We start from the raw sequence: 10,311 nt of genomic DNA on the forward strand, positions 1-10,311 counted from the left end.
GCGGGGCCGGGGCGTTCGCGCTGGCGGCGGCGCTGGGCCTGGTCGCGGCGGGCGAGTACGCGCGCCTGGCCGGGCTGCGCCCCGGGGACCTGGCCGTCCTCGCGGCGGGCGCGGTGCTGCTGCCGGGCCTGGCGTGGTGGGCGCCGGAGGCCCTGGACGCCCGGGCGGCGGGCCTGCTCCTGCCGGCCGCGGCGCTGCCGCCGCTGCTGGGCGGGGACGCGGAGCGGGGCTTCACCCGGGCCGCCCGCACCGCCTTCGGGCTGCTGTGGGTCCCGGCGGCGCTGACCGGCCTGGTGCTGCTCGGGGACACGGCGGTGGCGGTGGGCCTTGCGGTGGCGCTGGGGGACGTGGGGGCGTGGTGCGGGGGCAAGGCGCTGGGGCGGGGCGGACCGCTGTCCCGTCCGCTGTCCCCGTTGTCGCCGAACAAGACGTGGGCGGGCGTGCTCGGCGCGGTCGTCGCGGGCGGCCTGGTCCTGTGGGCCCTCGGGGCGCTCTCCCCGGGCCTGTGGGCCGCCGTCGCCGCCGGGTGCGTGCTCGGCGACCTCCTGGAGTCGATGGTCAAGCGGGAGGCCGGGGTGAAGGACGCGGGCAGCTGGCTGCCCGGCTTCGGCGGGCTGCTCGACCGGATCGACTCGCTCCTGCCCGCCCTGCTGATCGGGATGGTGATCGCGTGAGGACCGTGACCGAAACCGTGGCCGAAGAGGACCGGACCGCCACCGGGGAGCGGCTCGCGGGCGCCCTGGCCCGCCGCGCCCTGTGGTGGACGGTGCTCACCCTGACCGGGGGCGTCGAGCGGCGCGGCCGGCTGCCCCGGGGCGGCTGCGTGGTGGTCGCCAACCACTCCTCGCACGCCGACACCGCGGCGCTGCTGGCCGCGCTGGACGCCCGGCACCGCCCGGTGATCGGGGCGGCGGCCGACTACTGGTTCGCCTCCGCCTGGCGGCGCCGGATCTGCCGGCGGCTGGCCGCCGGGTTCCCGGTGCGGCGCACCGGCGGCGGCACGGCCGACCTGCTCGCGCACACCGCCCGGCTGCGGGCGGGCCGGGTCGTGGTGCTGTTCCCCGAGGGCACCCGGGGCGGCTCGGGACCCGTCGGCTCCTTCCACCGGGGCGCCCTGGTGCTGGCCCGGGAGGCGGGGGTGCCGGTGGTGCCGGTGGGGATCGCGGGCACCGACCGGCTGCTGCCCAAGCACGGGCGGCTGCGCTCGGCCCTGGTGCGGGTGCGCGTCGGCGCCCCGCTGCCGCCCGGGGCGGACGCCGAGGAGGCGCGCGCGGCGGTGGCCGCGCTGCACTCCCGTACGAACGCCGAGGCGCTGCGGGACTCCCCCGCGCGCCGTCGGGTGGCCGCGGTCGTCGCCTCCCGGTGGGGGCTGCCGCTGGCGTTCGCCTGGGCCTTCGCCGAGGCGCTGAGCTGGCCGCTGATGCCCGAGCTGCTGCTCGGCGCGGTGTGCGTGGCGGTGCCGCGCCGGGCGGTGCCGCTCTCGCTGGCGGCGCTCGGCGGCAGCCTGGCCGGCGGACTGCTCGCCCTCCAGCTCGCCGCGTCCGGGGCCCACCCGCCCGCCCCGCTGACCACCGAGCGGATGCGCGTCGAGGTGCGCGCGCAACTGGCCGCGGAGGGCGCCCGGGCGGTGCGCCACCAGCCGTGGAACGGCGTGCCGTTCAAGGTGTACGCCGCCGAGGCGGGCCGCGCCGGGACGGGCTCCGCCGACTGGCTCGCCGCGTCGGCGAAGGCGCGCGGCGCCCGCACCCTCACCGTGGGCGCCGGCTTCGGCGCGCTCGGCCTGCTGCTGCGCCGCTGGCGGCGCCACTACGGGCGCTACCTCGCCCTGCTCGGCGCGGGGTTCACGACCGGACTCTGGCTGATCGTCGCGGGCTGGAACTGACTGATCGACAGGACGCACCGGGGGCAGCACACTCGGAGCCATGTCATCCACGGCCGAACAGCGGTGGTCGCCCATCCACGGCGACGCCTACCGATCCGTCCCGTACCGCCCCCAGCGCGTCCCCGCCGCCGAATCACGGGCGCGCGCGGCCGAGCTGCTCGCGCACATGCGGCAGCGGCGCACGGTACGGCAGTTCTCCAGCGACCCGGTGCCCGAGCAGGTGCTGCGCGACGCGATCGCCGTCGCCGCCACCGCGCCGTCCGGCGCCCACCAGCAGCCCTGGACGTTCGTCCTGGTCAAGGACCCCGAGGTGCGGCGCGCGATCCGCGAGGCCGCCGAGCACGAGGAGCGCGTCTCCTACGACGGGCGGCTCGGCGAGGAGTGGCTGGCGGCGCTGCGCCCGCTGGGCACGGACGCCGTCAAGACGCACCTGACGGACGCGCCGGGCCTGATCGTCGTCTTCCAGCAGCGCTACTGGCTGGGCGAGGACGGCACCAAGCACAAGCACTACTACGTCGACGAGTCGGTCGGCATCGCGGTGGGCATGCTGCTGTCCGCCCTGCACCTGAGCGGGCTGGCCGCCCTGGTGCACACCCCCAGCCCGATGCGCTTCCTGTCACAGGTGCTGGGGCGCCCGGAGAACGAGAAGGCGTTCGCGGTGGTCCCGGTGGGATACCCGGCCGACGACTGCGAGGTCCCGGACCTGGTGCGCAAGGCCCTGGACCAGGTGATGGTCGAGGTCTGAGCCGGCTCCCCCGGCGGGGCGCGACAGGCGGGGAACCGTTTCCGCACCGCCGCCGGGGGCACACGCGCGCCGTGACGAATACAGCGGCGGTTACGGGTTCCCAGGCACGGGACACAGCTCTGGAAGTGGCGGGCCGTTGGGGTTTCGCGGCGCGCGGCGTCATCTACCTGCTCGTGGGCGTGCTCGCCCTGCGCATCGCGTTCGGCGGTGGCGGGGAGCAGGCCGACCGGGGCGGGGCGCTGGCCGAGGTGGCCCAGAAGCCCTTGGGCGTGGTGATGCTCTGGCTGATCGGCATCGGCTTCGCCGGGATGGCGCTGTGGCGACTGTCGGAGGCGGTCTTCGGCTCCAAGACCGGCAAGCGGCTGATGAGCGGCGGCCGGGCGGTGTTCTACGGCTTCGTCGCCTACTCGGTGCTCGCCTTCGCCACCGGCGACGAGGGCTCCAACAGCGGCTCCAGCGACCGCCAGTCCCGTGACATCACGGCCAAGGCGCTGGGCCTGCCGGCGGGGCAGTGGCTGGTCGGGATCGCGGGCCTGGTGGTCGCGGGCATCGGCGTGGCGATCGCGGTCCGCGCGATCATGCGCAAGTACCACAAGCACCTGAAGCTGGGCGAGATGTCGAAGAAGGCCCGCCGGTTCACCGACGTGACCGGCGTGGGCGGGGGTACGGCACGCGGCCTGATCGCGGTCGCGGCCGGGATCTTCGTGGTCCGGGCGGCGGTGAAGTTCAAGCCGGAGGAGGCCAAGGGCATGGACGACACCCTGCGCTCCTTCGCCGACACCCCGGCAGGTCCCTGGCTGCTGGTGGCCGTCGCCGTCGGGCTCGCGCTCTTCGGCCTGTTCTCCTTCGCCATGGCCCGCTGGCGGCACGTGTAGGGCCGGTCCGTACGCGGGACACGTGCAGGAACGGTCCGTACGCGGGACACGTGCGGGGACGTCCGTACGCGGGAAACAGGACCGCCCCCGTCCTGGTTTGGGGGTCCAGGACAGGGGCGGGGCCGGTGGGGGCGGGTGCCTCGCGGCACCCTCCGGGGGCGTCAGCCCATGTGCGGGTAGCCGTACTCGGTCGGCGGGACCAGCGTCTCCTTGATGGCGCGGGTCAGCGTCCAGCGCATCAGGTTCTGCGGTGCGCCGGCCTTGTCGTTGGTGCCGGAGGCGCGGCCGCCGCCGAAGGGCTGCTGGCCGACGACGGCGCCGGTCGACTTGTCGTTGATGTAGAAGTTGCCCGCGGCGAAGCGGAGCTTCTCCATCGTGTGCGCGGCGGCGGCGCGGTCGCCCGCGATGACCGAGCCGGTGAGCGCGTAGTCGGAGACCGACTCCATCTGGTCCAGCATGGCGTCGTACTGGTCGTCCTCGTACACGTGCACCGCGAGGATCGGGCCGAAGTACTCGTCCTTGAAGACCGGGTTCTCCGGGTCGGTGCACTCGATGACCGTCGGGCGGACGAAGTAGCCCACCGAGTCGTCGTAGCTGCCGCCGGCCACGATCGTGCAGGCCGGGTCGGACTTCGCGCGGTCGATCGCGGCCTTGTTCTTGGCGAACGAGCGGTCGTCGATGACGGCGCCGATGAAGTTCGACAGGTCGGTGACGTCACCCATGGTGATGCCGTCGACCTCGGCCGCGAACTCCTCCTTGAACCCGTCGTTCCAGATGGACGCCGGGACGTACGCGCGGGAGGAGGCCGAGCACTTCTGGCCCTGGTACTCGAAGGAGCCGCGGGTCAGCGCGGTCTTCAGGATCGCGCGGTCGGCGCTGGGGTGCGCGACCACGAAGTCCTTGCCGCCCGTCTCGCCCACGATGCGCGGGTAGGAGCGGTAGTTCTCGATGTTGTTGCCGACCGTCTTCCACAGGTGCTGGAAGGTGCGGGTCGAGCCGGTGAAGTGGATGCCGGCCAGGTCGCGGTGGTTCAGCGCCACCTCGGAGACGGCGATGCCGTCACCGGTGACCAGGTTGATGACGCCCTTGGGCAGACCGGCCTCCTCCAGGAGCTGCATGAGCAGCACGGCGGCGTGGGTCTGGGTCGGGGACGGCTTCCACACGACCACGTTGCCCATCAGGGCCGGGGCGGTCGGCAGGTTGCCCGCGATGGCCGTGAAGTTGAACGGCGTGATCGCGTAGACGAAGCCCTCCAGCGGGCGGTGGTCCATGCGGTTCCACACGCCCGGGGAGTTGGCCGGGGGCTGCTCGGCCAGGATCTGGCGGGCGTAGGCGACGTTGAAGCGCCAGAAGTCCACCAGCTCGCAGGGGGTGTCGATCTCGGCCTGCTGCGCGGTCTTGGACTGGCCCAGCATCGTGGAGGCGGCCAGGGTCTCGCGCCAGGGTCCGGCCAGCAGCTCGGCGGCGCGCAGGATGATCGCGGCGCGGTCATCGAAGGACATCGAGCGCCAGGCCGGGGCGGCGGCCAGCGCGGCGTCGATCGCGTCCTGCGCGTCCTGCTGCGTGGCACCGCGGAAGGTGCCGAGCACGGCCTTGTGGTTGTGCGGCTGGACGACCTTGAACTCGTCGCCACCGCCCATCCGCTTCTCACCGTCGATGGTCATCGGCAGGTCGATCGGGTTCTCGGCCAGCTCCTTGAGCTTGGCCTCCAGGCGGGCGCGCTCGGGCGAGCCCGGGGCGTAGCCGTGGACCGGCTCGTTGACCGGGGCGGGGACCTGGGTGACGGCGTCCATGAGGTGTCCTGTCTCCTTTGCGGGGGTCGGGGGAGGCGGGTTGCTCAGCCCTTGGTGAGGATGGAGCGGGCGAAGAACAGCAGGTTGGCCGGCTTCTCCGCGAGACGGCGCATGAAGTAGCCGTACCAGTCGGTGCCGTAGGCGGTGTACACGCGCATGCGGTGGCCCTCGGCGGCGAGCCGCACGTGCTCGTCGCTGCGGATGCCGTACAGCATCTGGAACTCGTACTCGTCCAGCTTGCGGCCGGCGCGCCGGGCCAGCTCCTGGGCGATGGAGATCAGGCGCGGGTCGTGGGACCCGATCATCGGGTAGCCCTCGCCCTCCATCAGGATCCGCAGGATGCGCACGTACGCCTTGTCGATCTCGGCCTTGTCCTGGTACGCGACCTCGGCGGGCTCCTTGTAGGCGCCCTTGACGATGCGCACGCGCGAGCCCGCGGCGGCCAGCCGGCGGGCGTCGGCCTCGGTGCGGAAGAGGTACGCCTGGATGACGCAGCCGGTCTCCGGGAAGTCCTTCCGCAGCTCCTCGTGGATGGCGAACATCGAGTCGAGGGTGGTGTGGTCCTCGGCGTCCAGGGTGACCGTGGTGCCGATCGCGGCGGCGGCCTCGACGACCGGGCGGACGTTGGCGAGCGCCAGCTCGTGGCCGCCCTCCAGGGCCTGGCCGAACATGGACAGCTTCACGGACATCTCGGCCTTGGCGCCGTGGCCCAGCTCCTTGAGGTGCTGGACCAGCTCCAGGTACGCGTCCCGGGCGGCGGAGGCCTGCTCGCGGGTGGTGATGTCCTCGCCGACGACGTCGAGGGTGACTTCCAGGCCCTTGCCGACGGCGTCCTGCACGATCGGGACCACCTGCTGGACGGTCTCGCCCGCGATGAAGCGGTCGACGACCTGCTTGGTGCCCGGCGCCGCCGACACGAACGAGCGCATTTTCTCGCTGCGGGACGCGGCGAGGATCACGGGAGCCAGCACGGGGCACCTCCAAGGAGCAGGGGTTGAAGGGGGCCGGAACGGGGCTGAATCAGTACGAAACCGTAACGGCACGGAGAACCACCGTGAAACCTAAGGATCGCTTCGATCCTCTGCCATCGACAGCTGTCACGCATCCGTGGCCGCCATCTCAGACAAATGTCTGAGATGGGGCGCGAGCGGTGCGAGAATGCTCGGGTGAAGGGCGACTACCAAGACCTGGTCGACGAGATCTCGGCGCTCCTCGGCGCCCCCGCGACCCTGGAGAACCGGGACTTCGGCCTGATCGCCTTCGGCGCGCACGACAGCGACGACGACCTCGCGATGGACCCGGTGCGCACCCGCTCGATCCTGACCCGCAAGTCCACCCCGGCGGTCCGCGCCTGGTTCGAGGGCTTCGGGATCGCCCGGGCCACCGGCCCGGTGCGCATCCCGGCCGCCCCGGACGCCGGGGTCTTCCGGGGCCGGATCTGCCTGCCGGTACGCCACCGGGGCGTCGCCCTGGGCTACGTCTGGCTGCTCGACGCCGAGCCGGGCCCCCCGCGGGACCGGCTGGCCGCCGCGATGGAGGTGGCCGCGCGCATCGGCGGCCTGCTCGCCGACGAGGAGCGGGCCGGTGCCGACCTGTCCCGGGAGCTGAGGGCGGCCCTGACGGCCGAGCGCGGCTGGCAGTACGACATGGCGCTGGCCGCCCTGCGCACCGCCCTGGGCACGGCCGCCGACGGGCCGCACGCGCTGGTGTGCGTGGCGCCGTGGCCCACCCAGGACCCGCCCTCGCCCCGCACCACCCCGAACGCCGCGGCGGTGTGCACGCTGCCGTGGACGCCCCCGGCCCCCGCGCCCGCCCCGCAGCCGCGCGGCGCCTCCCGCACCGCGTCCCGCACCACCGCGAGCGGCGCCCCCGGCAGCCGTACCGGCTCCGGCGCCCCCGCCGCGGCCGCCCCCGAGCCCCCGCGCCCGGCCGTCCACGCGCTCGCCGTGCTGGTCCGGCTGCGCTCGGCCGACGCCCTCTCCCCCGCCGTCAACGCGGCCACCCGGCTGCGCGACTCGGCCGCCCCGGCGACCGTCGCGGGCCTCTCCGACCCGCGCCGGGGCGTGGCCGACCTCGACGCGGCCTGGCGCGAGGCCCTGGCCTCCGCGCGCGCCGCGCTCGCCCAGCCCCGGCTCGCCCCGCTGGCCCGCTGGTCGGAGATCGGGCCCTATCGGCTGCTCACCGCGCTGCCCGCCGCGCACGACCCTTCGGTGCGCACCCTGCTCTCCCCCGCCCATCCCGAACTGGCCCGCACCGCGGAGGTGTTCCTCGACTGCGCGGGCCAGGCGGGGCGCACGGCGGCGGCCCTGGGCATCCACCGCCAGACGCTCTACTACCGGCTCTCCCGGGTCGAGCAGCTGACCGGCCTGGACCTGGACGAGGGCGAGGACCGGCTGCTGCTGCACATGGCCCTGAAGTCGGCCAAGCTGTACTGACCGAGGGCCTCGCCACCGAGGGCCTCGCCAGGGAGCCTCCTCGGGGTCCTTAGGGAGCCTCCCCGGGCTCCCGCTCGCCCGACCCGCTCCCCGGGCGCTCCATGACCACTTCCAGGCCCGCGCGCAGGTCCGCCGCCGAGGGGGCGCTCTCGGGGTCCACCAGCCACTGCACCATCACCCCGGCCACCAGCGCCTGGGTGAACAGGCCCGCCACCCGCGCCTTCTCCGGGTCCTCCTCGGGGTCGAGCCCGAGGAAGGCCTCCGCCATCCCGGTCCGCCCGTCGCGCTGCGCCCGCAGGACCTCCTCGCGCAGCGCCGGGTCCTCGTCGAGCCGGCCGACGATCTCCATCTGGAGCTTCCACACCGCGCGGCTCGTGTCGAAGGCGTCGATGAGCCCGGACCAGATCGCCTCGAAGCGCTCATAGGGTTCGGCGGGCAGCTCCGCACCGGCGCCGGCGGGCCCGACCGCGTGCCCCCAGTCCTCGGTCACCGCCAGGAAGGCCTGGTTGAGCAGCGCCTCCTTGGAGCCGTAGTGGTAGCCGATGGAGGCCAGGTTGGTCCCGGAGGCGGCGACGATGTCGCGGGCCGTCGTCCGGCCGTAGCCCTTCTCCAGCAGGCAGCGCTTGGCGCCTTCGAGCAGATCTTCGCGGTGTCCCATGACAGCAGCATACCCGGCTCCTATACGCACGTGTAAGACGTGCGTATAAGAACCGGGTACGGGAGTGCGCGCGGGGCCCCTGACGCCCCGGGCCTCAGTCGGCCAGGTTCACCGAGCGGGCCGAGGTGGCACCGATCTCGTCGGCCAGCTCGCCGAGCACGTTCACCGGGACGGTGTCGTCGACCGTGAGCACGGCCAGCGCCTCGCCGCCCTCCTGGTGACGCGCCACCTGCATGCCCGCGATGTTCAGACCGGCCTCGCCGAGCACCCGGCCGACCGTGCCGACCACGCCCGGACGGTCCTCGTAGCGCAGCACGACCATGTGGTCGGCCAGGTTGAGGTCCACGTCGTAGTCACCGATGGCGACGATCTTCTGCAGGTGCTTCGGCCCGGCCAGGGTGCCCGAGACCGACACCTCGTCACCGCCGGAGAGGGTGCCGCGCACCGTGACCACGTTGCGGTGGTCGGGCGACTCCGAGCTGGTGGTCAGCCGGACCTCGACGCCGCGCTCCTGGGCGAACAGCGGCGCGTTCACGTACGACACGGTCTCCGCGACCACGTCCTCGAACACGCCCTTGAGCGCGGAGAGTTCGAGCACCTTCACGTCGTGCTGGGTGATCTCGCCGTACACCTCGACGTCCAGGCGGACCGCCACCTCGCCGGCCAGCGCGGTGAAGATCCGGCCCAGCCGCTCGGCCAGCGGCAGCCCCGGCTTGACGTCCTCGGCGATCACGCCGCCCTGCACGTTGACCGCGTCCGGGACCAACTCACCGGCCAGCGCCAGGCGTACGGAGCGCGCGACCGCGATGCCGGCCTTCTCCTGCGCCTCGTCCGTGGAGGCCCCCAGGTGCGGGGTGCAGACCACCTGGTCGAGCTCGAACAGCGGGGAGTCGGTGCACGGCTCCTTCGCGTACACGTCCAGGCCGGCGCCCGCGACGCGGCCCTCCTTCAGCGCCGAGTACAGCGCCTCCTCGTCCACGATCCCGCCGCGCGCGGCGTTGACGATCCGCACCGAGGGCTTCACCTTGTGCAGCGCCTCGTCGCCGATCAGGCCCAGCGTCTCCGGGGTCTTGGGCAGGTGCACCGTGATGAAGTCCGCGACCTCGAGCAGCTCGTCGAGGGAGAGGACCTTCACGCCCATCTGCGCGGCCCGCGCGGGCTGCACGTAGGGGTCGTAGGCGACGACCTTCATGCCGAACGCGGACATCCGCTGCGCGACCAGCGCGCCGATGCGGCCCAGGCCGACCACGCCCAGGGTCTTCTCCGCCAGCTCCACGCCCGTGTACTTCGAGCGCTTCCACTCGCCGTTCTTCAGCGCGGAGTTGGCCTGGGGGATGTTGCGCGCGGTGGCGATCAGCAGGCCGCAGGCGAGCTCGGCGGCCGTGACGATGTTGGAGGTCGGGGCGTTGACGACCATCACGCCGGCCTTGGTGGCGGCGGAGACGTCCACGTTGTCCAGGCCGACCCCGGCCCGGGCCACGACCCGCAGCTTGCGCGCGGCGGCGATCGCCTCGGCGTCGACCTTGGTGGCCGAGCGGACCAGGATCGCGTCGACGTCGGCGATGGCGGGCAGCAGCTCGGCGCGGTCCGCGCCGTTGCAGTGCCGGATGTCGAAGTCCGGGCCCAGGGCGTCGACGGTGGCGGGCGACAGCTCTTCAGCGATGAGTACGACGGGTTTCGAGCTCACGTGAATCCTCACAGGTGCAGTGCGGACGGCCGTCCCGACGGCCGCAGGCGGTGGAGGGGCTAGCCGCGTGGAAGACGCACGACGCTGTGGGCCTGACGCGTATGAATGAGCAGTGTAGTGCGGAGGCGGCGCGCTCATTCCGCCGTCCCGTAAGGATCACCCGTCCGTGGTTGGACACGGTGTCCCAAGAAGCGCGGGGGGGGGGGGGGCGGGGTGGGGGGCCCCCCCCCCCGCGG

General features: G+C 73.7%; 9 protein-coding genes. 5 read left to right on the plus strand and 4 right to left on the minus strand.

Annotated elements, in window-relative coordinates:
- The 4 genes from ABT160_RS45260 to ABT160_RS45275 all read left to right on the plus strand — a co-directional run.
- Window positions 1-674 (plus strand): phosphatidate cytidylyltransferase (locus ABT160_RS45260; protein WP_351655806.1); only part of this gene is annotated, 674 nt, incomplete at its 5' end.
- 5 nt (window positions 675-679) lie between these two features.
- Entirely contained in the window at window positions 680-1,882 is a 1,203-nt protein-coding gene (locus tag ABT160_RS45265) for a lysophospholipid acyltransferase family protein (RefSeq protein ID WP_351655808.1), read from the plus strand.
- Window positions 1,883-1,922: 40 nt separating this feature from the next.
- Window positions 1,923-2,627 (plus strand): nitroreductase family protein, encoded by a 705-nt coding sequence (locus ABT160_RS45270; RefSeq protein WP_351655811.1) that lies wholly within the window; start codon window positions 1,923-1,925, stop codon window positions 2,625-2,627.
- Window positions 2,628-2,746: 119 nt separating this feature from the next.
- Window positions 2,747-3,502, plus strand: coding sequence for a DUF1206 domain-containing protein (locus ABT160_RS45275; protein ID WP_351655823.1), 756 nt, complete (start codon window positions 2,747-2,749; stop codon window positions 3,500-3,502).
- Between the two features lie 161 nt (window positions 3,503-3,663).
- On the opposite strand, the gene pruA is transcribed toward ABT160_RS45275, so the two are convergent.
- A complete protein-coding gene (pruA, locus tag ABT160_RS45280; RefSeq protein ID WP_351655814.1) occupies window positions 3,664-5,295 on the minus strand; it encodes an L-glutamate gamma-semialdehyde dehydrogenase in 1,632 nt (543 codons plus the stop codon).
- 44 nt (window positions 5,296-5,339) lie between these two features.
- On the minus strand, window positions 5,340-6,266 hold the full coding sequence (locus ABT160_RS45285; RefSeq protein ID WP_351655816.1) for a proline dehydrogenase family protein: 927 nt from the start codon (window positions 6,264-6,266) through the stop codon (window positions 5,340-5,342).
- Between the two features lie 195 nt (window positions 6,267-6,461).
- Between ABT160_RS45285 and ABT160_RS45290 the strand changes: the two genes are divergently transcribed.
- Entirely contained in the window at window positions 6,462-7,730 is a 1,269-nt protein-coding gene (locus ABT160_RS45290) for a PucR family transcriptional regulator (RefSeq protein WP_351655818.1), read from the plus strand.
- Between the two features lie 49 nt (window positions 7,731-7,779).
- Here the strand turns inward: ABT160_RS45290 and ABT160_RS45295 are convergent, their stop codons facing one another.
- Together ABT160_RS45295 and serA are read right to left on the minus strand one after the other, a co-directional pair.
- A complete protein-coding gene (locus tag ABT160_RS45295; RefSeq protein ID WP_351655820.1) occupies window positions 7,780-8,388 on the minus strand; it encodes a TetR/AcrR family transcriptional regulator in 609 nt (202 codons plus the stop codon).
- A 94-nt stretch (window positions 8,389-8,482) separates the two neighbouring features.
- On the minus strand, window positions 8,483-10,075 hold the full coding sequence (gene serA, locus ABT160_RS45300) for a phosphoglycerate dehydrogenase (RefSeq protein WP_351655822.1): 1,593 nt from the start codon (window positions 10,073-10,075) through the stop codon (window positions 8,483-8,485).
- Between the last annotated feature and the right edge of the window lie 236 nt (window positions 10,076-10,311).

It is taken from the genome of Streptomyces sp. NPDC001941 (assembly GCF_040296945.1).
Classification (GTDB): Bacteria; Actinomycetota; Actinomycetes; order Streptomycetales; family Streptomycetaceae; genus Streptomyces.

Coding starts and splice junctions, on each gene's coding strand:
- pruA (WP_351655814.1), bottom strand. CDS start 5,295: ATGGACGCCGTCACCCAGGTCCCCGCCCCGGTCAACGAGCCGGTCCAC.
- ABT160_RS45295 (WP_351655820.1), bottom strand. CDS start 8,388: ATGGGACACCGCGAAGATCTGCTCGAAGGCGCCAAGCGCTGCCTGCTG.
- ABT160_RS45270 (WP_351655811.1), top strand. CDS start 1,923: ATGTCATCCACGGCCGAACAGCGGTGGTCGCCCATCCACGGCGACGCC.